The sequence below is a fragment of the Variovorax paradoxus B4 genome, from assembly GCF_000463015.1.
Classification (GTDB): domain Bacteria; phylum Pseudomonadota; class Gammaproteobacteria; order Burkholderiales; family Burkholderiaceae_C; genus Variovorax; species Variovorax paradoxus_E.
This window is the reverse complement of sequence record NC_022247.1, coordinates 3,011,356-3,033,412: the sequence shown is the minus strand read 5'-3', so window position 1 is coordinate 3,033,412 and position 22,057 is coordinate 3,011,356. Positions and strand designations below refer to the sequence as shown.

Sequence of the window (22,057 nt, the reverse complement as noted above, 5' to 3'; positions counted from 1 at the left end):
TCGTCAGGCCTGGAAGGGTGGCAGGCGCCGGGCCTTGCGCCAAAGAAGCCTGGGCAGGCGCAACACGAATTCGACCATCAGGCGCGCGTGCATCCACGTCAGCAGCACGTTGTCGCGTCCATAGCGAAAGTGCGAAACCCCGCCTTCCTCGGCGGTCAGGTACTTCACGGGCGCATCGATGTTCACGGGCTTGACGCCGCGCCAGGCCAGCCGCACGACGGCCTCGGTGTCGAAGTCGAAGCGGCGCATCCATGGCTGCCGCGCCATCACGGCGATCAGGTCGGCCACCGGGTATACGCGAAATCCGTAGAGGGAATCGCCGACACCGGCAAACAGGGTCTCGAGCTGGGTCCAGCCGTTCGACACGCGCCGTCCACGCACGCGCAGCAGCGGGGCGGAGGCATCGAACACCGGGCGGCCCAGCACCATGGTCTCCGGCCGCGCCTGCGATGCGTTCATGAAGGCGGGAATCAGGTCGGCGGGGTGCTGGCCGTCTGAATCCATGGTCAGCGCGTGCGTGAAGCCGGCCTCGCGCGCCGCGCGCAGCCCGTGCAGCACGGCCGCGCCCTTGCCCTGGTTGTGCGGCAGCAGCCAGACCCGCAGGCCCGGGTCGCCGGCGGCCATCTGCTGCAGGCGCTCGCCCGTGCCGTCGGTGCTGCCGTCCACCACCACCCACACCGGGTTCCACTGCGCACGCGCCGCTTCGACCGTGGAGAACAGGCGTTCGCCCGTGTTGTAACTGGGGATCAGGACAAGGTGCGTGCGCGAGGCGTCTGGCATTCGGGGGACGCGTCGGTTGCGCGCTGTTCCATGTGTTGGCGAAAGTATTGTTCCAGCTCCGATTGCAGCACGTGGCTGTCCTGCATGGGCGCAAACCGTTCGCCCAGCCGGAGCCTGAAGACGATGGGCAGCGGCGGCACGCGCCACAGCGGCCAGCCCTTGCTGAGATAGGGCGAGTCGGTCTCGATGAACACGGTCTGGATCGGCGCTTGCGCGAGCTTGGCGATCAGTGTCACGCCGGGGCCGAAAGGGTTGAGCGGCGGCGTCACGGTGCGCGTGCCTTCCGGAAAGATCACCAGCTGGCCGCCGTTGCGCAGGTCGGCCACCGCCAGGCGCACCATGGTGCGGGCCGACTCGTTGCTGATGTAGCGTGCCAGCCGCGCTCCTGCGCCCAGGAAGATGTTGCGCAGCAGGTCGGCCTTCATGATGCAGGCGCTGCGCGGCAGCCGCGCCACCAGCAGCAGGGCGTCGAGCATGGTCGGGTGATTGGCCACGAAGATCACGCCCGGCTCGTTGCGCATCGGGTCGAGGCATCCGGCGTCGATGCGCATCATCCCGGTCACGGAGGCCAGGCCCCAGAACATGCGGTAGGCGAAGGCGATGGTCAGGCGGCCCAGCGTGCGCGCGGGTGCCTCGGGCATCACCGGGTAGAGCAGCATCGCAACCAGGTTCCAGGCCAGCGAAATCAGCCCCAGGAACAGCAGCAGCGCGTAGAGCATCAACGCAAGCGGAATGGCCCTGAGAATGCGCAGCACGCGGGTCATCGACATGGGGTCGCCGGTCCGATCGATCGCGCCGGGTCAGGCCCGCAGGCGACCCGGGGCGACGGCGTGGGCTTCGATCTCGACCAGCAGGTCGCTGCGGCAGATGTCCGCCTCCAGGTAGACCGCGTGGCGGATCATCGGCGCGTCGGCGCCGAGCGCGCTCTCGAGCACGCCGCGCACCTTGTCGGTATCGGCCGGATGCCGCACGTAGACCACGCAATCGAGCATGGCAAGCGCGAACCTGGCCGTGGCCTGGTTGTTGGCGGCTGCGATCACGGCCTCGAGATTGCGCAGCGTTTCGCGCGTTTGCTCCAGCACGTCGCCCTGGTGCACGGTTTCGTGGCCCACGATGCTCGCGGTGCCCGATATGAAAAGCGCCACGTCGCCATTGCCGATGTCGGCCAGCGCGGCGCGCGAGAAGGTGGGCGAGCGCGGGCCGTAGGTTTCGGGGTAGCGGTAAGCCGACACCTGGCGCGGGTTTTCGACCGGCATGGGCGCGGTCTGGCCGGCCAGGAAGCGGATCGACAGCGCACCTTGGTGGATGCCCAGCGCACATGCCGCGGGCGCGCCCTCGAAGGCGGCGCGGCCGGCCTCGAAGAAGGCTTCCTGGCGCCCGAGGTTGAACTGGCGGTAGCGCTCCAGTCCACCGCCGTCGGCGTTGATCTGGGGCAGGTAGTTCCAGATGCGCAGCAGGTGGGGCGTGCCGGCCTGGTCGAGGGTCTTGAACAGGTCGCGGTAGGCGCGGTGCGCAAGCTGGGCAAGGTCCTGCTTTTCGACCGACTCGTCGAGATCGATGGCGCCAAGCAGCCACTGGCCGTCGCTGCGCCAGCGGGCGATGCCGGTGGTGCTCGATGCAACCTGCCCGCCGCTCACGTGCCACACGTCGGCCATGGCGCCTTGCGCCGAAAGAACGCGCGCATTGACGGTCGGCATCCATGCCAGTTCGTGCGGCGTGCCGTAGCCGAGCGCCGCAAAAGGCGCACGGCCGTTGGCGGCCAGCGCAAGGCTGTCGGGCAGCGAAAGGCGCTCGACGCGCAAAGAGGAGGAGGTTTCGCCCTGGACTCGCACGGTCAGCCGGCCTCGACGGTGTTTGCTGGCTTGCGCGCCATGTACTCGGAGAACACGCCGAGGCTCGCGTGGCGGTGCACGTCGGTGAAGCCCGCGGCGCGCAATGCTTCCAGCACGCGCTCGGGCGGAATGCAGGCCTCGATGGTGTCCCAGTAATAGCGCCACAACTCCGAGGTGTTGCTGCGGCGGCCGACCACCCGCGCGATCAGCGGCACCACGGCGCGCATGTAGGCCTTGAGCAGGGCCGTGGCGATGCGGCCGTTCGGTTTGGTGATTTCGAGCACCACCAGGCGTCCGCCGGGGCGCAGCACGCGGTGGAACTCGCCGAACGCGGCCGCCACGTCGCTGATGTGGCGCATGGCGTATCCCATGCTCACGAAATCGCAGCAGGCATCCGGCCGGGGCAGCGATTCCGCCACCCCCTGGACCAGCTCGACGCCCGGCAGGTCGACCTGCTCCATCATTCCCACGCTGGGATCGACGCCGATCAGCCGGCCCTTGGGGCCGATGATCCTGAGCGCCTCGCGGGCGACCAGCCCGGTGCCGATGCCGACGTCGAGCACCTGCGCGCCCGGCGCGAGCCCGGCCTGCGACAGGGCGGCACGGCGGTACGACGGACCGGTGCCGAAGGCGAGCACGCTTTCGATGCGGTCGTAGTCGGCGGCGGTGCTGTCGAAGATGCGCCTCAGGAATGCCTGGTGCTCTGCCTCGTTCTTGTAATACAGCGGCAATGGAGTGTGCGGCGGCAGGATGGTCGGATTCCCGGGCCCGACTGAAGGCGATGGCGTCATCGAAGGATTATCACCAAAAGACCTTGCCGCTTCGGCGCTGCCGCGCCGGCCGTTGTGCGCGCCGGACAGTAAACTCGGAGCTTGCTTTGAAAACACAAGACAGCGAGATAGAAAGCCATGGCCGGACACAGCAAATGGGCAAATATTCAGCACCGGAAGGGCCGCCAGGACGAGAAGCGCGGCAAGCTCTGGACCCGCGCCATTCGTGAAATCACTGTGGCTGCCCGTGCCGGCGGGGGTGACCTCAGCGCCAACCCCCGTCTGCGGCTGGCGGTCGAGAAGGCCAAGGCGGTCAACCTGCCGATCGACACAGTCAAGCGAAACATCGACAAGGCCACCGGCAACCTCGAAGGCGTCAATTACGAAGAAATTCGTTACGAAGGGTACGGCATCGGCGGCGCGGCGATCATCGTCGACACCATGACCGACAACCGCGTGCGCACCGTGGCCGAAGTGCGCCACGCTTTCTCCAAGCATGGCGGCAACATGGGCACCGAAGGCTCGGTGGCCTTCCAGTTCAAGCACTGCGGCCAGATCATCTTTGCCCCCGGCACCGATGAGGACAAGGTGATGGAAGCCGCGCTCGAAGCCGGCGCCGAAGACGTGGTCACCGACGACGACGGCGCCATCGAGGTGATCACCGCCGTCGGCGATTTCGAAGCCGTCAAGAATGCGCTCGAAGCCGCCGGCCTCAAGCCCGAGGTGGGCGAGGTCACCATGCGGGCCGAAAACACGATCGAACTGGCCGGCGAAGACGCGGCCAGGATGCAGAAGCTCCTCGATGTGCTCGAAGACCTGGACGATGTCCAGGAGGTCTATCACAACGCCGCGCTTTCCGAATGAATGACTATTGATCCACAGCGAATGAAGAAGGCCCACGAATGAAGGTACTGGTAATTGGAGGAGGGGGCCGGGAACACGCACTGGCGTGGCGGCTGGCGCAGGCCAGCCGGGTCAGCCGCGTGTACGTGGCGCCGGGCAACGGCGGCACCGTGAGCGACGAGCGCTACGACTGCATCGACATCACCGAGCCCGCCGCGCTGCGCGAGTGGGCTGCCAAGGAAAAGATCGCGCTCACCGTCGTCGGGCCCGAGGCGCCGCTGGCGGCGGGCGTGGTGGACGAATTCCGCGCGCACGGCCTGCGCATCTTCGGCCCCACGCAGGCCGCCGCGCAGCTCGAGAGCTCCAAGGCCTTCTCCAAGGCCTTCATGAAGCGCCACAAGATACCCACGGCCGAGTACGAGGCCTTCACCGATGCGGCCGCGGCCCACGCCTACATCGACGCCAAGGGCGCGCCGATCGTCGTCAAGGCCGATGGCCTGGCCGCCGGCAAGGGCGTGGTGGTGGCCATGACCGCGCAGGAAGCGCACGAGGCCGTCGACTTCATGCTGGTCGACAACAAATTCGGTGTGTCGCACAACGACGGCGGCGCGCGCGTGGTCATCGAGGAATTCCTGCAGGGCGAGGAAGCCAGCTTCATCGTGCTGTGCGACGGCAAGAACGTGACCGCGCTGGCCACCAGCCAGGACCACAAACGCCTGCTCGACAACGACGAAGGCCCCAACACCGGCGGCATGGGTGCCTACTCGCCCGCGCCCGTGGTCACGGCCGAGGTGCATGCGCGTGCCATGCGCGAAATCATCCTGCCGACCATCCGCGGCATGGAAAAGGATGGCATCCCGTACACCGGCTTCCTGTACGCCGGCCTCATGATCGACGCGTCGGGGCACCCCAAGACGCTCGAGTTCAACTGCCGCATGGGCGACCCCGAAACGCAGCCGATCATGATGCGGCTCAAGTCCGACCTGTTCGAAGTGTTCTGGCACGCCACCGACGGCACGCTCGACCAGGTCGAACTGCAGTGGGATCGGCGCGTGGCGCTTGGCGTGGTGATGGCGGCGCACGGCTATCCGCTCTCGCCGCGCAAGGGCGACCGCATCACCGGCATTCCGGCCGAAGCGCCCGATGCCGTGGTGTTCCATGCCAGCACCACCCAGCAGGGCGGCGAGCTCAAGACCAGCGGCGGCCGCGTGCTGTGCGTGACCGTGCTCGCCGACAGCGTGAAGCTCGCGCAGCAGCGGGCCTACGAAGTCGCCGCGCGCATCAGCTTCGACGGTGCGCAATACCGCAAGGACATCGGACACCGCGCGGTCCACGCGCGCAACAACCCGCACGCCTGATGCAACAGACCAACCCGGCAGCGGTCGGCGACTACCTGCGCGAGCTGCAGCAGGACATCGTCGCGGCCGTCGAGGCGGCCGATGGCGGGGCCTGCGTGCGCGACGCCTGGCAAAAGGAGCCCGGAGAGGCGCTGCAGGGCAGCGGACTCACCTGCATCCTGGAGGGAGGGGCGTTGTTCGAACGCGCAGGCTGCGGGTTCTCGCAGGTGCGCGGGCCCAGGCTGCCGCCTTCGGCCACGCAAAACAGGCCCGAGCTCGCCGGTGCGCCTTTCGAGGCCATGGGCGTTTCACTGGTGTTCCATCCGCGCAATCCCTATGTGCCGATCGTCCACATGAACGTGCGCATGCTGGCTGCGCTGCCCGAGGGCAAGGATCCGGTGTGCTGGTTCGGCGGCGGCATGGACCTCACGCCTTGCTATGGCTTCGAGGGGGATGCGGTTCACTTTCACACCGTGTGCCGCGACGCACTGTCCGCTTTCGGCGACGACAAATACCCGCGCTTCAAGACCTGGTGCGACGAGTATTTCTTTCTCAAGCACCGCAACGAGCAGCGCGGCATCGGCGGCATCTTCTTCGACGACTTCGCCGAGGGCGGATTCGAGAACGGCTTTGCAATGCTGCGCTCGGTGGGCAATGCCTTCCTGCCGGCCTACCTGCCGCTGGTCGAGCGACGCCGCGACATGCATTACGGCGAGCGCGAGCGCAATTTCCAGCTCTACCGGCGCGGGCGCTATGTGGAGTTCAACCTCGTGTGGGACCGTGGCACCCATTTCGGCCTGCAGTCGGGCGGGCGCACCGAATCGATCCTGCTGTCGATGCCGCCGCTGGCAAGCTGGGCTTACCGCCAGCAGCCGGAGCCGGGCAGCCCAGAGGCCACGCTGTACAGCGACTTCATCGTGCGGCGCGACTGGTTGTGAACCCCATCGGCAAGGCCCCGCGCATCGGTGTCTTCGGGGGCGCTTTCGATCCGCCGCACAACGCCCACGTCGCGCTGGCCGAGGCAGCACTGGCGCAACTCGACCTGGCCGAGCTGCACGTCATTCCCACGGGGCAGGCCTGGCACAAGAGCCGCGCGCTGACGCCGAAGGAAGATCGCTTGGCGATGACGCGCCTGGCTTTTGGTGGATTGAAAGGCACTGTCGTCATCGACGGCCGCGAAGTGCTGCGAGACGGCCCCACCTACACGCTCGACACCCTGCATGAATTGCAGCAGGAGCAGCCCGGAGCGCAGCTCGTCCTGATCATGGGCGCCGACCAGGCCAGCGCGTTGCCGACATGGCACGGCTGGCAGGCTATACTCGGCATTGCTATTGTTTCTGTAGCGTATCGCGCATTATCGACGGGCGACACTGCTCGTTTTGATCCGAAGATGCTGCCCGGCCTCCCGGTTGGCGCGCGTTTCGAGGCGCTCGAATTGCCGGCCATGGATACCAGCGCCACCGACATACGGCGGCGCGCGGCGCTTGGCGAGAACATTTCCTCGCTGGTTCCGCCGGCCGTTGCACGCTATATTGACCAACACCACCTTTACCGCCCTGCCTGATGACCACTGAAGCCGCCGCCAAGAAAGACACCCAGAAACTCCAGCGAGCCATCATCGATGGCCTCGAAGACGTCAAGGCGCAGGACATCCAGGTTTTCGACACCGAGCATCTCTCACCGCTGTTCGAACGCGTGATCGTGGCCTCGGGCACCTCCAACCGGCAGACCAAGGCGCTGGCCGCCAGCGTGCGCGATGCTGTGCGCGAGGCCGGTTTCGGCAAGCCGCGCATCGAGGGCGAGGACAACGGCGAGTGGATCATCGTGGACTGCGGCGCAGCCGTCGCGCACATCATGCAGCCCGCCATCCGCCAGTACTACCACCTCGAGGAGATCTGGGGCGACAAGCCGGTGCGCGCCAAGCTCGGCGGTACCAAGCCAGCTCTTGCAACCGCCGCCAAGGTGATCGAAGAGAAGAAGCCGGTTGCGGCCAAGATGCCCAACCTGCGCCGTGCAAGCGCGGCCAAGACCGCCATCCGCGCGGCCGAGCAGGAAGCCAAGGCCGAGAAGGCCAGCCGGAGCCCGGCAAAGAAAACCGCCGCCAAGAAGGCGCCGGCCAGAAAGACCACGACCGCGCGCGTGCCGGTCAAGGTCGTCGGCAAGCCCGCCGCGAAGAAGCCTGCGGCAAAGAAGGCGCCTGCCAAGAAGGCGCCTGCCCGCCGCGCATGAAACTGCTGGTGGTCGCCGTCGGGCAGCGCATGCCCGACTGGGCGCAGACTGCCTGGGACGACTACGCCAAGCGCTTCCCGCCCGAGCTCAAGCTTGAGCTGCGCGCCGTCAAGACCGAACCCCGCGGCTCCAAGTCGCTCGAGACGCTCTACGCGGCCGAACGCGAACGCATCGAGGGTGCCATTGCCAAGGGCATGCGCATCGTCGTACTCGACGAGCGGGGCACCGCGCTCACCACCAAGGCGCTGGCCGCGCGCCTGCAGGCCTGGCAAGGCGAGGGCGACGACGTGGCCCTTGTGATCGGCGGCCCCGATGGTCTCGACCCCGCCTTCAAGGCCGCGGCCCATGAACGCATCCGCCTGTCCGACCTGACCCTGCCCCATGCGATGGCGCGCGTGCTCCTTGTGGAACAGCTGTACCGGGCATGGTCGGTCAACGCGGGCCATCCGTACCACCGGGAATGACCGCCGACTTCATCTACCTTGCATCGCAGAGCCCACGGCGTGCCCAACTGCTCGGCCAGTTCGGCATTCGCCACGAACTGCTGCTGGCCGGTGCCGATGAAGATGCCGAATCGCTCGAAGCGGTGCTGCCCCACGAGTCGCCGACGGCCTACGTGCAGCGCGTGACGGACCTGAAGCTCGATGCGGCAGTCGCGCGGCGCAAGCGCCTCGGACTCGCCGATGCGCCGGTGCTCTGCGCCGACACCACGGTGGCCCTCGGCCGCACCATCCTCGGCAAGCCCGAGGACGTCCGCGATGCCGAGCGCATGCTCGCGCTCCTGTCCGGCACCACGCATCGCGTGCTGACGGCCGTGGCGCTGCAGCATGGCCGCCGCCGCCATGCGGCGCTCAGCGTGTCGCGCGTGCGTTTCGCAACCATGACCAGAAAGCAGATGGCGCGCTATGCCGCCAGCGGCGAGCCGCTCGGCAAGGCCGGCGCCTATGCGATCCAAGGCGCGGCGGCTGCGTACATCGAACACATCAGCGGGTCCTATTCGGGCATCATGGGACTCCCGATGTTCGAGACCGCGCAGCTTCTTCGCAGCGCCGGTTTCAATACCTGAGAATTCCATGCAAGACATCCTGATCAACTGGTCCCCGCAGGAGACCCGTGTGGCGCTGGTCGAGCACGGCGCGGTGCAAGAGCTGCACGTCGAACGCACGCTGGAGCGCGGACTGGTCGGCAACATCTATCTTGGCAAGGTTTCGCGCGTGCTGCCGGGCATGCAGTCGGCCTTCATCGACGTCGGCCTCGAGCGCACGGCCTTCCTGCATGTGGCCGACATCGTGGCGCCGTTCACGCCAGGCTCCCGGCCCAGTGCGCCGGCCCCCGAGCGCGACCACCGCAACGGCGGGCCGATGGTGCCCATCGAGAAGCAGGTGTTCGAAGGCCAGTCGCTGCTGGTGCAGGTGATCAAGGACCCGATCGGCACCAAGGGTGCGCGGCTGTCGACACAGATCAGCATTGCCGGCCGCCTGCTGGTGTTCCTGCCGCAGGACAACCACATCGGCGTTTCGCAGAAGATCCCTTCGGACCAGCGCGAGTCCTTGCGTGCGCGCATGCTCGCGCTGATCGAGGCCGCCGCGGCGGCCGACAGCGGCGGCGTGGTGCCTGCCAACACGGGCGGCTTCATCCTGCGGACCAATGGCGAGGATTCGTCCGACGCCGAGCTGGCCGAGGACATCGCCTATCTGCGCAAGACCTGGTCGCGCATTCGCGAGGCGTCGAGCAGGATGCCGCCGATGTCGCTGCTGCACCAGGACCTGAGCCTGCTGCAGCGCGTGCTGCGCGACATGACCAGCGAAGACACGCAGACCATCCGCATCGATTCGCGCGAGCAGTTCGAGGTGCTGCTCAAGTTCGGGCTCGAATACATGCCGCAGGCGGCCGGCAAGCTGCAGCACTACAAGGGCGAGCGGCCGATCTTCGACCTGTATTCGGTCGACGAGGAAATCGCCAAGGCGCTGGGCCGGCGCGTCGAACTCAAGTCGGGCGGCTATCTCGTGGTCGACCAGACCGAGGCGCTCACCACGGTGGACGTGAACACCGGCGGTTTCGTGGGCGCGCGCAATTTCGACGACACCATCTTCAAGACCAACCTGGAAGCCGCGCAGGCCATTGCGCGCCAGCTGCGGCTGCGCAACCTGGGCGGCATCATCATCGTCGACTTCATCGACATGGGCCGCGACGACCACCGCGAGCAGGTGCTGGCCGAGTTCCGCAAGCAGCTCGCGCGCGACCGCGTCAAGACCACGGCGGGCGGCTTCTCGCAGCTCGGCCTGGTCGAGATGACACGCAAGCGCACGCGCGAATCGCTGGCCCACATGCTGTGCGAGCCCTGCGCGGCCTGCGGCGGGCAGGGTATCGTGAAGACGGCGCGCAGCGTGGCCTACGACGCCATGCGCGAGATATTGCGCGAGGCGCGGCAGTTCACGCCGCGCGAGTTCCGCATCGTGTCGTCGCCCCAGGTGATCGAGCTGTTCCTCGACGAGGAAAGCCAGCATCTGGCGGGGCTGAGCGACTTCATCGGCAAGCCGATTTCCTTGCAGTCCGAGCCCGCCATCGGGCAGGGCCAGTACGACATCGTGCTGCTCTGAAGGCTCGTCAGAGCGTCGGGTCCTGGCCTGGCGTCGCGCTGCGCACCGCCAGCGTCTGCAGCCGGGCATAGAGCCCGTCCAGCGCCATCAGCTGCTCGTGGCTGCCTTGCTCGGCGATTCGGCCTTGCTCCATCACGATGATGCGGTCGGCATGCTGGATGGTCGACAACCGGTGCGCGACGATCAGCGTGGTGCGGTTCTGCATCAGGCGCTGCAGGGCGTCCTGCACCAGCCGCTCCGATTCGGTGTCGAGGGCCGAGGTGGCCTCGTCGAGCAGCAGGATGGGCGCGTTCTTGTAGAGCGCGCGCGCAATGGCCAGGCGCTGGCGCTGGCCGCCGGAAAGTTGCGTGGCGTTGTGGCCGAGCACCGTGTCGATGCCCTGCGGCAGGCTCTCGACGTGCGAGGACAGGTTCGCGGCTGCGATGCATTGCTGGACCCGTTCGCGATCGATTCCGGCGCCCAGCGCCACGTTGGCGGCCAGCGTGTCGTTGAGCATCACCACGTCCTGGCTCACCATCGCGAACTGCGCGCGCAGGCTCTTGAGCTCCCATTCGCTGGTGTCGTGCCCGTCGAGCAGCACCTGGCCGCCGCTCGGCAGCACGAAGCGTGGCAGCAGGTTGACCAGCGTGGTCTTGCCGGAGCCCGAAGGGCCGACGAAGGCCACCACCTGGCCCGGCTCGATCGTCAGGTTCACGCCGTCGAGGGCGCGGGCTTCGTCATCGCCGCGGTAGCTGACCTTGACGCCGCGCAGCTCGATGCGGCCTTGCGCATGTTCGATGGCGAAACTGCCCTGCGGCTCCGGTGCCACGTCGTCGATCAGCACCAGTCCGCGTTCGAGCGCTGCCAGTCCGCGCGTGATGGGCGCGGCCATGTCTGCCAGCCGGCGGATCGGCGCGATCAGCATCAGCATGGCCGTGATGTAGGCGACGAACCCGCCCACGGTCAGGCCCTGTTCGCCGCTCTGCCAGAGCGCGATCATCACCACGACCGACAACGCGAGCGCGGCCATCATCTGCGTGAGCGGCGTGGTGGCTGCCTGCGCAATGGTCGATTTCACGGCCAGCCGGTTCAGGCGCCGGCTCAGTTGCTCGAAGCGCTCGCCCTGCGCCGCTTCGGCCCCATGCAACCGCACCATGCGGTGCGCGAGCACGTTTTCTTCCACCACGTAGGCCAGTTCGTCGGTGGCTTGCTGGCCCTGCTGCGTCAGGCGGTACAGGCGCTTGGAGAACACCTTCATGATCCACGAGATGCTCGGCACCAGAAATGCGACGATGAGCGTGAGCTTCCAGTTCAGGTAGACCAGGTAGGCGAGCAGCGCAATCAGCGTGAAGCCGTCGCGCGAAAGCCCGAGCAGGGCCTGCACCAGCAGCATGGAGCCGGTCTGCACCTCGTACACCACGGTGTTCGAGAGCGCGCTAGCCGACTGGCGCGAGAACAGGGCCAGCTCGGCCGCCAGCAGGCGCTCGAACAGCACACGTCGCAGACGCTGCATGCCTTCGTTGGCGATGCGCGAGAGCGCATATTGGGAAATGAACTGGGCAATGCCGCGCACCGCGAACAGCAGCAGCACGGCGGCCGGCACGATCCACAGCGCCAGTTGTCCGCGGTTGAAGCCGCGGTCGAGCAGCGGCTTCAGCAGGGCCGCCATCAGGGGCTCTGTGATGGCCGCCAGCAGGGCGCCGATGAGCCCGACGGCCCACCAGTGGCGCGAGCCGCCGAACCAGGTCATGAGTCGCGCCAGCCGGCGTGTCAGGGGAGGGCGTGCGGTCTCACTGCCGGGGGATGCTTGCATGGCGGCGGATTCTACGGGGCCCACCGAAGGGCCTTCGGAGGGCTGCCATGTAGGACCGCATCGCCCAATACACGTTTTGTGACGGCACGACCGAACCAGTGTGTAACATGTGGCCCGTCGCACTGGGTAGAACTTTTTGCCCCGAAACATCTCCGAACCGCATGAACAAGCCGTTGCCAGTTTCCATTCCAACTCCTTCTTCATTGCTTTTTGCACGCCGCACCTTGATTGCGGCTCTTGCTGCCACTCCCGTGCTGCCCGCGCTCGCCCAGTTCCGGGTCGAGGTTTCGGGCGTCGGGCTGACGCAGCTGCCCATCGCGCTGGTTCCGTTCAAGGGGCAGGACGCCTCGCCGCAGAAGATCTCCGAGATCGTGCAGGCCGACCTGGAGCGCAGCGGACAGTTCCGCGGCGTCGATGCTTCCGGGCAGGCGCTCGACGAAGCGTCGCGTCCCGACCTCGCTCTGTGGCGCCAGCGCACGGCGGATTCGCTCGTGGTGGGCAGCGTCACGCGCCTGGCCGACGGCCGCTTCGACGTGCGCTTCCGCTTGTGGGACGTGGTGCGCGGACAGGACCTCGGCGGCCAGAGCTACACCGTTCCGCAAGGCGACCTGCGGCTCGCGTCGCACCGCATTGCCGACTACGTCTATGAAAAACTGACCGGCGACAAGGGCATCTTCTCGACCCGCATTGCCTACGTGACCAAGGGCGGCAGCCGCTATTCGCTGTGGGTGGCCGATGCTGACGGCGAGAACGCGCAGGCCGCGCTCGCAAGCCCGGAGCCCATCATCTCGCCGGTCTGGTCGTCCAATGGCCAGCAGCTGGCGTACGTGTCGTTCGAGTCGCGCAAGCCCGTGGTGTACGTGCACAACGTGGCCAGCGGGCAGCGCCGCCTGCTCGCCAACTTCCGCGGCTCCAACAGCGCGCCGGCATGGGCGCCCGATGGTGGCTCGCTCGCCGTCACGCTCAGCCGCGACGGCGGCTCCCAGCTCTACACGATCCCGGCGAGCGGCGGCGAGCCGCGCCGGCTCACCCAGAGCGCCAGCATCGACACCGAGCCCGTCTACTCGGCAGACGGCAGTACGATCTACTTCGTGAGCGACCGCGGCGGTGCCCCGCAGATCTACAAGATGGGCGCCAGCGGCGGCGCGCCGACCCGTGTCACCTTCAGCGGCACCTACAACATTTCTCCTTCTGTCAGCGGCGATGGCCGGTGGTTGGCCTACATCTCTCGCGTGGGTGGTGCCTTCAAACTCCATGTGATGGAGTTGGCCACCGGCAATGTCTCGGCCATCACCGACACTTCGGCAGACGAGAGCCCAAGTTTTGCCCCCAACAGCAAGCTGATCGTCTACGCAACGCACCTGCAAGGCCGCGAAGCACTCATGACGACCACGCTGGACGGAAAAATAAAGGCACGGCTGGCGGGACAGGGCGGAGACATAAGAGAACCGGACTGGGGTCCGTTTCAAAAGCAATGATCAAGGTTTATTTGAGGAGTACCCAATGTTGAAACGTACGATTTATTCGCTGGCTATCGTGGCTCTGATTGCCGGTTGCTCGTCGGGCACCAAGCTCAACGACACCCCGGTGACCGACCGCTCCGGCACCGCCGGCGGCCAGCAGGGCAGCGCGAGCGCAGTTGCGCCCGTCACCATCGATCCCAATGCCGGTACCGCGCAAGGTCCGGTCGGTATCGAACGGATCGTCTATTTCGACTACGACAGCTACACGGTCAAGCCCGAGTTCCAGTCCCTGATCGACGGCCACGCCCGTTTCCTCAAGGCCAACCCGCAGCGCCGCGTCTCCATCGAAGGCCACACCGACGAACGCGGTGGCCGCGAGTACAACCTTGCACTCGGCCAGAAGCGTTCCGAAGCCGTCCGCCGTGCGCTGACGCTGCTGGGCGTGAACGACGCCCAGATCGAAGCCGTGAGCTTCGGCAAGGAAAAGCCTGCGGCCCAGGGCTCGGGCGAGGAAGCCTGGGCGCAGAACCGCCGCGCTGAAATCCGCTACACCCGGTGATGCAACGCGCCCTGTTGCGAGGCGCGGCGCTGGCCGCCGCCTTGCTTTGCGTTTCGGTCGGCTCGCAAGCTGCGTTGTTCGAGGATGACGAGGCGCGCCGCGCCATCCTCGACCTGCGGCAGCGGGTGGAGGCCATGCGCCAGCAGACCGATCAGCGGCTTTCCGACGAAAACGGCCAGCTGCGCCGCAGCCTGCTCGACCTGCAGAACCAGATCGAGCAGATGCGGGGCGATCTCGCGCGCATGACCGGCCAGAACGAGCAGCTGCAGCGCACGGTGAGCGAGATGCAGTCGCGCCAGACCACCATCGACGACCGGCTCAAGCAGAACGAGCCGACGAAGGTTTCGGTGGATGGCCGCGAGTTCACCGCCGATCCCAAGGAAAAGGCCGACTTCGACGCCGCGCTTGGCATCTTCCGTGCGGGCCAGTTCGCGCAGGCGCAAACCGCGTTCGCCGAATTTGTCAAACGCTACCCGCAAAGCGGCTACAACGCATCTGCGTTGTTCTGGCTCGGCAATGCGCAGTACGCAACGCGCAACTACAACGAGGCCATCGCGAACTTCCGCTCCATGCTGTCGCTTGCGCCCGACCACGCCAAGGCTCCCGAGGCTGTGCTGTCGATCGCCAACTGCCAGATCGAGCTGAAAGACACGCGCGCCGCGCGCCGCACGCTGGAAGACCTGACCAAGGCCTATCCGCAGTCCGAAGCCGCCCAGGCGGGCCGCGAGCGTCTCTCGCGCCTGCGCTAGCAACGGCGGAGTCCTCCGCTTGAGTTCAGCAACAGCCCTTCCTGAAGCATCGACCGCCGCCGCGAATGTCGTCACCGACACTGCGGCGCCCGACTTTGCGCGCCGCTTCGGCGGCCTCGAACGCCTGTACGGCGTTGCCGGTGCCGCGCGCATCCGCAACGCCCACGTACTCGTCGCCGGCATCGGCGGCGTGGGATCGTGGGCGGTCGAGGCGCTGGCGCGCAGCGGAGTGGGGCGGCTGACGCTGATCGATCTGGATCACGTCTCGGAGTCGAACATCAACCGGCAGATCCACGCGCTCGATGCGACCGTGGGGCAGGCCAAGGTCGAGGCCATGCGCGATCGCATCGCGCAGATCAACCCCGACTGCAAGGTGCTCGCGCTCGACGAGTTCGTGGAGCCGGGCAACTGGACGGCATTGCTCGATGCGGCGCAGGCTGCCAACGGGCCTGCAACGGCCGTCATCGACGCGTGCGACCAGGTCAAGGCCAAGCTCACGATGGCTGCGTGGGCCCGCGCGTCGCGCACTGCCTTCGTCACCGTGGGCGCGGCCGGCGGCAAGCGGCAGGCGCACAAGGTCGACATCGACGATCTCTCGCTGGTCACGCACGACCCGCTGCTGGCCCAGCTTCGCCAGCGCCTTCGCAAGGAGCATGGCGCCTCGCGCGAGGGCCGCAAGATCGGCGTGGCCTGTGTCTTCAGCCGCGAGAGCGTCGCACCGCCCGATGCCTCCTGCGCCATCGAAGGCGATGGTTCACTCAACTGCCATGGCTACGGTTCGGTGGTGAGCGTGACGGCGACTTTCGGCCAATGTGCAGCAGGTTGGGTTCTCGACGAGATTGCGAGCAACGCCACGCTATAATCTTTGGCTTTGCCGGATTCAAAGTCGGCAAAGAAAAATCGAAAAAGAAAAAATGGTTCCGGGACGTTAGCTCAGTTGGTAGAGCAGCGGACTTTTAATCCGTTGGTCACTGGTTCGAATCCAGTACGTCCTACCAGACCCATCCAAGAAGCCGCTCCACCGAGCGGCTTTTTTATTGCCGTGGCTTTGTGATGCCAGCAAAAAAACAGCCCGCGCAAGGGCGGGCTGGAAGATGGCCTGCTGGAGGAGGGAGGATCAGAGGATTGCAGGCCACAGGAGAGCCTTCACTATGTTCCCTGAACCTGCACGCAACCTGACCTGAAGCACTCGCGATCGCACTCGCGCCTGATGGACGACGCTCAGTCTCAGTCCTCGTCTTCCCATTTCCCCACGATGGTGCCGAGCACCGTGAATGCTGTCCGGATCGGTTCGTGTTTTGGATTCAGCGGCAGCAGCCAGCGGCGGCCGTCTTCCTGCTTGAAGACCTTGAAGGTGACCTCGTTGCCCGCATCGAGCCTGGCAATGATGCGTTCGCCGTCCTCGGGCGTTGTTCGCTGCGTGTCGACGAAGATGATCGACTCCGCGGGATAGCTCTTCAGGTGGCCGCTCGGCGCGGTCATGCTGTCGCCACGCACGCGCAGCGCGTAGGTATTGCCGGGGCTGTGATGCGCAACGCAGGGAAGCCACCGCTCGGCCTGGATCGTTCCTTGCGCGGCGCCATTCCACGAAGCAACTTGCGCCCATGCGATGAGGGGAACGGTGCCGGGCGTGCCGGGACGGAAGGACGGGCCCGACGGCGGCGTGCGCGTGACCCTGTAGGTGCCCGGAGCTTCGTTGGCGTTGTCGCGCGCCGTGCGCGGCTGGGGCACGTCCCAGGGCGCGGGGCCGTCGCCGGTGTCGAGCCAGTTGGGATCGACGCGGTAGGCGCGTGCCAGTGCGAGCAGGGCCATCGATCGGCCGGTGTCGCCGCGTTCTATCTTCGAGATGTTGGATTGCTTGACGCCTGAAGCCGCCTCGGCTTGCTTCTGAGTCATCCTGGCGTATTTGCGCGCTGCCAATGCGCGCGCTGCAATAGTCTCCATGGGCGCCGATTTAAGCGCAGGCGAATATTCACTTTGGACTCCAGAATAGTTGAAAGGGAGTATTTGCCATGAAACCACGCAATTGGTGCTGGCGCCGAAGGCCGTGAGGCCGACGCACAAGCAATTCGAAGGGCGAAGCCGTCATTGGGCGCCGTCCCGAGTCGGCAGGACGGCGCCCGGACGCGCGCGCGGCGTGATGCCGCTTCGACCGAATTCGCCTATTGGGCTGATCCGTGCAAAGGCCGCTGCCGCAGGGCCTGTGGCTCGACCGCGCGCTGTTGGCGCTGCTGGCCGTCGCGGCTCTTTTCCATGGACTTTGCTCGCAGGACGACGGCCTGGCGGGCTTGGCGATTGCGGGCCTGGTTGCCGCGGCGTGGATCGGGACCGCGCTGTTCGACGACTGCGCGTTCAGGCGGGGGCGTGCGGTCCGGGAGGCGGTAGAGAGAGCGTCGCGCTCACGCGCACGCAATCCTTGATGTGCTGCTCGCCGAGGGCGCGCAAGGCGGCGTAGCCGAGCGCGGCGGAAACGATCTGCCCGGCAATCGGCACGTACTTGGCGGCCTGCTTGGCTGTGAGCTTCACGCCGGCATGCCGCGCGAGCTTGATCAACAGCTCGCGCGTGACGAGCCTGCCAACCAGCAACGCGCCAACCGTCGTGGCAGCCTTCTGGATGCGTTCGCGCTGATGCGGCGCAAGCTTTTCGACCTGGGTGACCGAAAGGCCGAACTCGGCGCTGATCTGCGGCACCAGGCGCGAGAGCAGGGCCGCATCGGCCGCCCAGTCGATACCGGGCAAGGGAACGGCGCTGGCGGCCGCGGCCATCAAGGCCTTGCGGCCGATCAGGCGGCGGCTGCGGTGGATCGCAGTGATCAGCTTTTCGTCACCCCGGGCCAGCTCGATGGCGGACGGCATGCAGGCAGTCTCCTATGCAGGGTGGGTCAGGCCGCCAGCGTCTCGAGCTGGCCCGACAGGGCCAGCCAGCGCTCTTCGAGCCGACCGATTTCGTCGTTGAGGGCTTTCAGCCGCTTGCCCGCTTCGGCAATTTCGGCCGGCGGCAGGGGCTGTGCCAGGCGCGCCTCGAGCGCGGTGCGTTCGGCGCTGGCCGCGGCCAGTCGTTCATCGATCTGCGCGATCTCGCGCTTGATCGGCTTGGCCTGGTCGCTGCGTTGCTGGCGGTCCTGGGCGTCCTGCTTGCGCTGCTGCGGGTTCTTGTTTGCGGCCGCAGGTTCGTTGGCGGCAGGCGCTGGCGCGGCGGCCACGGGGACGGCCGTATTGGCGGCTTCGCGCACGGCCACCTTGGCTTCTTCGCGCAGCCGCTTGGCTTCGTCGAGCAGGTAGCGCTGGTAGTCGTCGAGGTCGCCATCGAAATCGGTGACCACGCCGCGGCCCACGAGCCAGAACTCGTCGCACACCGAGCGCAGCAGCGCGCGGTCGTGGCTCACCAGCATCAGCGTGCCTTCGAATTCGTTGAGGGCCACGGCCAGGGCCTCGCGCGTGGCGAGGTCCAGGTGGTTGGTGGGCTCGTCCAGCAGCAGCAGGTTGGGTCGCTGCCACACCATCATCGCAAGCACCAGGCGCGCCTTCTCGCCGCCGCTCATCGTGCCGACGGGCTGCTTCACCATGTCGCCGCTGAAGTTGAAGCTGCCGAGGAAGCCGCGCAAGGCCTGTTCGCCGGTGCTTTCCTTGACGGCGCTGCCCAGCTCGCGTGCCATGCGCACCATGTGCTCGAGCGGGTTGTCCTGCGGGCGCAGCACGTCGAGTTCCTGCTGTGCGAAGTAGCCGATGTTGAGGCCCTTGCCCTCGGTGACCTGGCCGGCCAGTGCGCCCATTTCGCGCGCGATGGTCTTCACCAGCGTCGACTTGCCCTGGCCGTTGGCGCCCAGGATGCCGATGCGCTGGCCCGCCAGCACCGAGCGGCTGACGCCGCGCAGGATGGTCTTGGGCTCTTCGCCTTCGATCTCGTAACCGAAGCTGGCGTTGCTGATCGAGAGCATCGGGTTGGGGATGTTGCCGGGCTCCTTGAATTCGAAGGTGAAGTCGGCCTCGGCCAGCAGCGGCGCGACCTTCTCCATGCGCTCCAGTGCCTTCACGCGGCTTTGCGCCTGCTTGGCCTTGCTGGCCTTGGCCTTGAAGCGGTCGATGAACTTCTGGAGGTGGGCGATCTTGTCCTGCTGCTTGGAGAAGGCCACCTGCTGCTGCTCCATCTGCAGGGCGCGCATTTCCTCGAACTTGCTGTAGTTGCCGCCGTAGCGCGTGAGCTGGGCGTTGGCGATGTGCAGGGTGACGTCGGTTACGGCGTCGAGAAACTCGCGGTCGTGGCTGATGACGATCATGGTCCCGGCGTACTTCTGCAGCCAGGCTTCGAGCCACACCAGCGCGTCCAGATCCAGGTGGTTGGTGGGTTCGTCGAGCAGCAGCAGGTCGCTCGGGCACATCAGCGCGCGGGCCAGCTGCAGGCGCATGCGCCAGCCGCCCGAGAAGCTGTTGACGGGGCCGTCGAGCTCGTGCGACTTGAAACCCAGACCCAGGATCAGGGCCTGCGCGCGCGGCACGGCATCGTGCTCGCCGGCGTCGGCCAGGTCGGTGTAGGCGTGGGCCAGTTCCATGCCGATGTCGGCGTCGTCGGGATTGGCTTCGTAGGCGGCCTCGATGGTTGCCAGCGTGGTGCGCAGCTCGGCCAGGCGGGTATCGCCGCCCACCACGAAGTCGGTGGCCGACTCCTCGGTTTCGGGCATGTCCTGCGCGACCTGTGCCATGCGCCATTGCTTGGGCACGTAGAAGTCGCCGCCGTCTTCGTGCAGCGAGCCGTTGAAGAGCGCGAACAGGGTCGACTTGCCGGCGCCGTTGCGCCCCACGAGGCCGACCTTTTCACCGGGGTTGATGGTGACGGTGGCGCCGTCGAGCAGGACCTTGGCGCTGCGGCGAAGAATGACGTTTTTGAGAGTAATCATGAAATAGGAACCGTAGGGGCGATTATCCCGCCCGGCCCGTGGCGGCCTGGCGCGAAGGGGCAAATGGGGACACCACCCGGTGAAAGGAGGGCTGCAGCCGTGGCTGCGAGAAAGTGGCGCGGGGAGGGGGCGAGCGCAGCTAACGCACGCCGGCACTGGCCAGCAGCGCGGTTCGGGTCACGAGCAGGACCTGGTCCTCGCCTGCGGAGGTTTCCAGCCACACGACTTCGAGCTGCGGAAAGGCCGCCTCGAAGTACGCGCGCTCGTTGCCGATTTCCAGCACCAGCACGGCCTCTTCGCTCATGCGGGAAGGCGCGTCGGCGAACAACTGGCGAACGAAGTCCATGCCGTCGGCACCGCCGGCCAGCGCCAGTTCGGGCTCGGCGCGGTATTCGGCGGGCAGGGCGGCCATGCTCGCGCTGTTCACGTAGGGCGGGTTGCACAGCACCAGGTCATACGGGCCGGGCAGGTTGGCGAGGCCGTCGGATTCGACCAGCCTGATGCGCGCATCGAGCTGGTGCCGGGTGATGTTGATGGCGGCCACCTCGAGCGCCTCGGTTGACAGGTCGGCGGCATCGACCGTGATGTCCGGATAGGTCATGGCCGCGAGCACTGCCAGGCTGCCGTTGCCCGTGCACAGGTCGAGCACACGCTGCGTGTGTTCGCCCAGCCAGTAGTCGATGCTGCCGTCGGCGATCAGCTCCGCGATGAAGCTGCGCGGCACGATGGTGCGCTCGTCCACATAGAAGGGCACGCCCTGCAGCCACGCCTCCTTGGTGAGATAGGCGGCGGGCTTGCGCGTGGCGATGCGCTCATCGAGCAGCGCGGCAACCTTGCCGGCGTCGGCCGGCGAGACGGCCGTGTCGGCGACGGCATCGATGTCATCCAGCGGCAGCTTCAGGCGCCACAGCACCAGCCAGGCGGCCTCGTCGAAGGCGTTGGCCGTGCCGTGGCCGAAGGCAACCCCGGCTTCTTCCAGTCGCTTGGCGCCGGCTTCGATCAGCTCGATGACTGTGTTCATTCAGCAAGCGACGCTTCGAGGCGCTCCAGCGTGCGCTTGTAGATGTTCTTCAGCGTCTCGATCTCGGCCACGTCGATGTGTTCGTCGATCTTGTGGATGCTGGCGTTGACCGGCCCGAGCTCGACCACCTGCTTGCAGATCTTGGCGATGAAGCGCGCGTCGCTGGTGCCGCCGCTGGTCGACAGCTCGGTGGCAATGCCGGTTTCGTCGGCGATTGCGGCTTGCACGGCGGTAACGAGTTCGCCCGGCGTCGTGAGAAAGGGCAGGCCGCCGATGGTCCAGCCCAGCGAGTAGTCGACACCATGCGCGTCGAGCACCGCATGCACGCGCTTTTGCAGCGACTCGGGCGTCGATTCGGTCGAGAAGCGGAAGTTGAAGTCGATGACCGCGCTGCCCGGAATCACGTTGCTCGCGCCAGTGCCCGAATGGAAGTTGCTGATCTGCCAGCTGGTGGGCTGGAAGTACGCATTGCCTGCATCCCAGCCGCCCGCGGCGTTGATGGCCACCAGCTCCGCCAGTGCGGGCGCCACGGCGTGCACCGGGTTCTTCGCGAGGTGCGGGTAGGCGATGTGGCCCTGCACGCCATTGACGGTGAGCTTGCCGCTCATGGTGCCGCGGCGGCCGTTCTTGATCATGTCGCCGCAGCGCTGGACGGCAGTGGGCTCGCCGACGATGCAATAGTCGATGGTCTCGCCGCGCGCGGCCAGCGCGTTGCAGACGATGACCGTGCCATCGACGCCCGGGCCTTCTTCGTCGCTGGTGAGCAGCAGCGCGAGCGTGAGTTGCGGATCGGGCGTGGCCTTCAGGAATTCCTCGATGGAGACAACGAAGGCCGCGATCGATGTCTTCATGTCGCACGCGCCGCGGCCGTACAGCTTGCCGTTGCGGTGCGTTGGCGTGAACGGGTGGCTGGTCCACTGTTCGACCGGTCCCGTGGGCACCACGTCGGTGTGGCCGGCGAACACCAGCGTCTTCGTTGCCGTGGCACTGGCCGGGCGGCGTACCGCCCACAGGTTGATCACGCGGAAGTCGGCCGGCCCGCTCTCGATGGTCTCGAGTGTGAAGCCCAGTTGCGCCAGCCGTTCGCCGAGGATCTGTTGGCAGCCCGCATCGTCGGGGGTGACCGAGGGGCGCGAGATGAGTTGTTCGGCGAGCTGGAGCGTTCGGGACATCGGGGGAAAAGCCGG

Annotated in this window: 22 protein-coding genes and 1 tRNA gene; 13 read left to right on the top strand and 10 right to left on the bottom strand. The window is 66.9% G+C overall.

All coding sequences use genetic code 11. The features are described from left to right. Window positions 1-3: 3 nt before the first annotated feature. Genes VAPA_RS14105 through VAPA_RS14090 form a run of 4 tightly spaced genes read right to left on the bottom strand, consistent with a single transcriptional unit; the run spans window position 4 to window position 3,403 of the window. A complete protein-coding gene (locus tag VAPA_RS14105; RefSeq protein ID WP_021007453.1) occupies window positions 4-780 on the bottom strand; it encodes a glycosyltransferase family 2 protein in 777 nt (258 codons plus the stop codon). Continuing rightward, window positions 747-1,550, bottom strand: a complete 804-nt coding sequence (locus VAPA_RS14100) for a lysophospholipid acyltransferase family protein (protein WP_021007452.1) — start codon at window positions 1,548-1,550, stop codon at window positions 747-749. The genes VAPA_RS14105 and VAPA_RS14100 overlap by 34 nt, the downstream gene beginning before the upstream one ends. Window positions 1,551-1,580: 30 nt before the next feature. Further along, window positions 1,581-2,612 (bottom strand): chorismate transformation enzyme, FkbO/Hyg5 family, encoded by a 1,032-nt coding sequence (locus VAPA_RS14095; protein WP_021007451.1) that lies wholly within the window; start codon window positions 2,610-2,612, stop codon window positions 1,581-1,583. Window positions 2,613-2,614: 2 nt separating this feature from the next. Beyond that, window positions 2,615-3,403 (bottom strand): class I SAM-dependent methyltransferase, encoded by a 789-nt coding sequence (locus tag VAPA_RS14090; protein ID WP_021007450.1) that lies wholly within the window; start codon window positions 3,401-3,403, stop codon window positions 2,615-2,617. A gap of 117 nt (window positions 3,404-3,520) precedes the next feature. On the opposite strand from VAPA_RS14090, the gene VAPA_RS14085 reads away from it, so the two are divergent. From VAPA_RS14085 to rng, 8 genes are read left to right on the top strand one after another with little or no spacing between them, the layout of a single operon-like run. Then, the gene (locus VAPA_RS14085; RefSeq protein ID WP_021007449.1) at window positions 3,521-4,246 is read left to right on the top strand and encodes a YebC/PmpR family DNA-binding transcriptional regulator; all 726 of its coding nucleotides are present in this window, start codon (window positions 3,521-3,523) and stop codon (window positions 4,244-4,246) included. Between the two features lie 38 nt (window positions 4,247-4,284). After that, window positions 4,285-5,583, top strand: a complete 1,299-nt coding sequence (gene purD / locus VAPA_RS14080) for a phosphoribosylamine--glycine ligase (protein ID WP_021007448.1) — start codon at window positions 4,285-4,287, stop codon at window positions 5,581-5,583. Further along, entirely contained in the window at window positions 5,583-6,500 is a 918-nt protein-coding gene (hemF, locus tag VAPA_RS14075) for an oxygen-dependent coproporphyrinogen oxidase (protein ID WP_021007447.1), read from the top strand. Before purD ends, hemF begins: the two co-directional genes overlap by 1 nt. Continuing rightward, the gene (gene nadD / locus VAPA_RS14070) at window positions 6,497-7,126 is read left to right on the top strand and encodes a nicotinate (nicotinamide) nucleotide adenylyltransferase (protein WP_021007446.1); all 630 of its coding nucleotides are present in this window, start codon (window positions 6,497-6,499) and stop codon (window positions 7,124-7,126) included. The genes hemF and nadD overlap by 4 nt, the downstream gene beginning before the upstream one ends. Next, the gene (gene rsfS / locus VAPA_RS14065; RefSeq protein WP_021007445.1) at window positions 7,126-7,791 is read left to right on the top strand and encodes a ribosome silencing factor; all 666 of its coding nucleotides are present in this window, start codon (window positions 7,126-7,128) and stop codon (window positions 7,789-7,791) included. The genes nadD and rsfS overlap by 1 nt, the downstream gene beginning before the upstream one ends. Next, on the top strand, window positions 7,788-8,255 hold the full coding sequence (gene rlmH, locus VAPA_RS14060; RefSeq protein ID WP_012747795.1) for a 23S rRNA (pseudouridine(1915)-N(3))-methyltransferase RlmH: 468 nt from the start codon (window positions 7,788-7,790) through the stop codon (window positions 8,253-8,255). Before rsfS ends, rlmH begins: the two co-directional genes overlap by 4 nt. Beyond that, window positions 8,252-8,857, top strand: a complete 606-nt coding sequence (locus VAPA_RS14055) for a Maf family protein (protein ID WP_021007444.1) — start codon at window positions 8,252-8,254, stop codon at window positions 8,855-8,857. The genes rlmH and VAPA_RS14055 overlap by 4 nt, the downstream gene beginning before the upstream one ends. Window positions 8,858-8,864: 7 nt before the next feature. Then, on the top strand, window positions 8,865-10,391 hold the full coding sequence (gene rng / locus VAPA_RS14050) for a ribonuclease G (RefSeq protein WP_021007443.1): 1,527 nt from the start codon (window positions 8,865-8,867) through the stop codon (window positions 10,389-10,391). Window positions 10,392-10,398: 7 nt separating this feature from the next. On the opposite strand, the gene msbA is transcribed toward rng, so the two are convergent. Then, window positions 10,399-12,183 carry a lipid A export permease/ATP-binding protein MsbA gene (msbA, locus tag VAPA_RS14045; protein WP_021007442.1) on the bottom strand — a complete coding sequence of 595 codons (1,785 nt, stop codon included), beginning with the start codon at window positions 12,181-12,183 and terminating at the stop codon, window positions 10,399-10,401. A 161-nt stretch (window positions 12,184-12,344) separates the two neighbouring features. On the opposite strand from msbA, the gene tolB reads away from it, so the two are divergent. From tolB to VAPA_RS14020, 5 genes are all read left to right on the top strand, one after another. Further along, window positions 12,345-13,661, top strand: coding sequence for a Tol-Pal system beta propeller repeat protein TolB (gene tolB / locus VAPA_RS14040; RefSeq protein WP_021007441.1), 1,317 nt, complete (start codon window positions 12,345-12,347; stop codon window positions 13,659-13,661). A gap of 25 nt (window positions 13,662-13,686) precedes the next feature. Next, complete coding sequence (pal, locus tag VAPA_RS14035; protein ID WP_021007440.1) at window positions 13,687-14,205, top strand: peptidoglycan-associated lipoprotein Pal; 519 nt, start codon at window positions 13,687-13,689, stop codon at window positions 14,203-14,205. Continuing rightward, window positions 14,205-14,954 carry a tol-pal system protein YbgF gene (gene ybgF / locus VAPA_RS14030; RefSeq protein WP_021007439.1) on the top strand — a complete coding sequence of 250 codons (750 nt, stop codon included), beginning with the start codon at window positions 14,205-14,207 and terminating at the stop codon, window positions 14,952-14,954. Before pal ends, ybgF begins: the two co-directional genes overlap by 1 nt. 19 nt (window positions 14,955-14,973) lie before the next feature. Further along, window positions 14,974-15,816, top strand: coding sequence for a tRNA threonylcarbamoyladenosine dehydratase (locus VAPA_RS14025; RefSeq protein WP_021007438.1), 843 nt, complete (start codon window positions 14,974-14,976; stop codon window positions 15,814-15,816). A gap of 60 nt (window positions 15,817-15,876) precedes the next feature. Then, window positions 15,877-15,952, top strand: a tRNA-Lys gene (locus VAPA_RS14020). A 229-nt stretch (window positions 15,953-16,181) separates the two neighbouring features. Here VAPA_RS14020 and VAPA_RS14015 read toward each other — a convergent pair. From VAPA_RS14015 to dapE, 5 genes are all read right to left on the bottom strand, one after another. Next, window positions 16,182-16,898 (bottom strand): helix-turn-helix domain-containing protein, encoded by a 717-nt coding sequence (locus VAPA_RS14015; protein WP_021007437.1) that lies wholly within the window; start codon window positions 16,896-16,898, stop codon window positions 16,182-16,184. A 408-nt stretch (window positions 16,899-17,306) separates the two neighbouring features. Continuing rightward, on the bottom strand, window positions 17,307-17,810 hold the full coding sequence (locus VAPA_RS14010; RefSeq protein WP_021007436.1) for a hypothetical protein: 504 nt from the start codon (window positions 17,808-17,810) through the stop codon (window positions 17,307-17,309). 26 nt (window positions 17,811-17,836) lie between these two features. Then, the gene (gene abc-f, locus VAPA_RS14005; RefSeq protein ID WP_021007435.1) at window positions 17,837-19,849 is read right to left on the bottom strand and encodes a ribosomal protection-like ABC-F family protein; all 2,013 of its coding nucleotides are present in this window, start codon (window positions 19,847-19,849) and stop codon (window positions 17,837-17,839) included. Window positions 19,850-19,988: 139 nt separating this feature from the next. Next, window positions 19,989-20,870, bottom strand: a complete 882-nt coding sequence (gene prmB, locus VAPA_RS14000; protein WP_021007434.1) for a 50S ribosomal protein L3 N(5)-glutamine methyltransferase — start codon at window positions 20,868-20,870, stop codon at window positions 19,989-19,991. Next, window positions 20,867-22,042, bottom strand: a complete 1,176-nt coding sequence (gene dapE, locus VAPA_RS13995; protein WP_021007433.1) for a succinyl-diaminopimelate desuccinylase — start codon at window positions 22,040-22,042, stop codon at window positions 20,867-20,869. The genes prmB and dapE overlap by 4 nt, the downstream gene beginning before the upstream one ends. Between the last annotated feature and the right edge of the window lie 15 nt (window positions 22,043-22,057).

Bases quoted from the DNA above. Each gene is read 5' to 3' on its own strand.
- VAPA_RS14100 (WP_021007452.1), bottom strand. From the start codon at position 1,550: ATGTCGATGACCCGCGTGCTGCGCATTCTCAGGGCCATTCCGCTTGCG.
- pal (WP_021007440.1), top strand. From the start codon at position 13,687: ATGTTGAAACGTACGATTTATTCGCTGGCTATCGTGGCTCTGATTGCC.
- VAPA_RS14010 (WP_021007436.1), bottom strand. From the start codon at position 17,810: ATGCCGTCCGCCATCGAGCTGGCCCGGGGTGACGAAAAGCTGATCACT.
- rlmH (WP_012747795.1), top strand. From the start codon at position 7,788: ATGAAACTGCTGGTGGTCGCCGTCGGGCAGCGCATGCCCGACTGGGCG.
- VAPA_RS14015 (WP_021007437.1), bottom strand. From the start codon at position 16,898: ATGGAGACTATTGCAGCGCGCGCATTGGCAGCGCGCAAATACGCCAGG.
- dapE (WP_021007433.1), bottom strand. From the start codon at position 22,042: ATGTCCCGAACGCTCCAGCTCGCCGAACAACTCATCTCGCGCCCCTCG.
- hemF (WP_021007447.1), top strand. From the start codon at position 5,583: ATGCAACAGACCAACCCGGCAGCGGTCGGCGACTACCTGCGCGAGCTG.
- prmB (WP_021007434.1), bottom strand. From the start codon at position 20,870: ATGAACACAGTCATCGAGCTGATCGAAGCCGGCGCCAAGCGACTGGAA.
- msbA (WP_021007442.1), bottom strand. From the start codon at position 12,183: ATGCAAGCATCCCCCGGCAGTGAGACCGCACGCCCTCCCCTGACACGC.
- VAPA_RS14085 (WP_021007449.1), top strand. From the start codon at position 3,521: ATGGCCGGACACAGCAAATGGGCAAATATTCAGCACCGGAAGGGCCGC.
- tolB (WP_021007441.1), top strand. From the start codon at position 12,345: ATGAACAAGCCGTTGCCAGTTTCCATTCCAACTCCTTCTTCATTGCTT.
- rng (WP_021007443.1), top strand. From the start codon at position 8,865: ATGCAAGACATCCTGATCAACTGGTCCCCGCAGGAGACCCGTGTGGCG.
- rsfS (WP_021007445.1), top strand. From the start codon at position 7,126: ATGACCACTGAAGCCGCCGCCAAGAAAGACACCCAGAAACTCCAGCGA.
- VAPA_RS14055 (WP_021007444.1), top strand. From the start codon at position 8,252: ATGACCGCCGACTTCATCTACCTTGCATCGCAGAGCCCACGGCGTGCC.
- ybgF (WP_021007439.1), top strand. From the start codon at position 14,205: ATGCAACGCGCCCTGTTGCGAGGCGCGGCGCTGGCCGCCGCCTTGCTT.
- purD (WP_021007448.1), top strand. From the start codon at position 4,285: ATGAAGGTACTGGTAATTGGAGGAGGGGGCCGGGAACACGCACTGGCG.
- abc-f (WP_021007435.1), bottom strand. From the start codon at position 19,849: ATGATTACTCTCAAAAACGTCATTCTTCGCCGCAGCGCCAAGGTCCTG.
- VAPA_RS14090 (WP_021007450.1), bottom strand. From the start codon at position 3,403: ATGACGCCATCGCCTTCAGTCGGGCCCGGGAATCCGACCATCCTGCCG.
- VAPA_RS14105 (WP_021007453.1), bottom strand. From the start codon at position 780: ATGCCAGACGCCTCGCGCACGCACCTTGTCCTGATCCCCAGTTACAAC.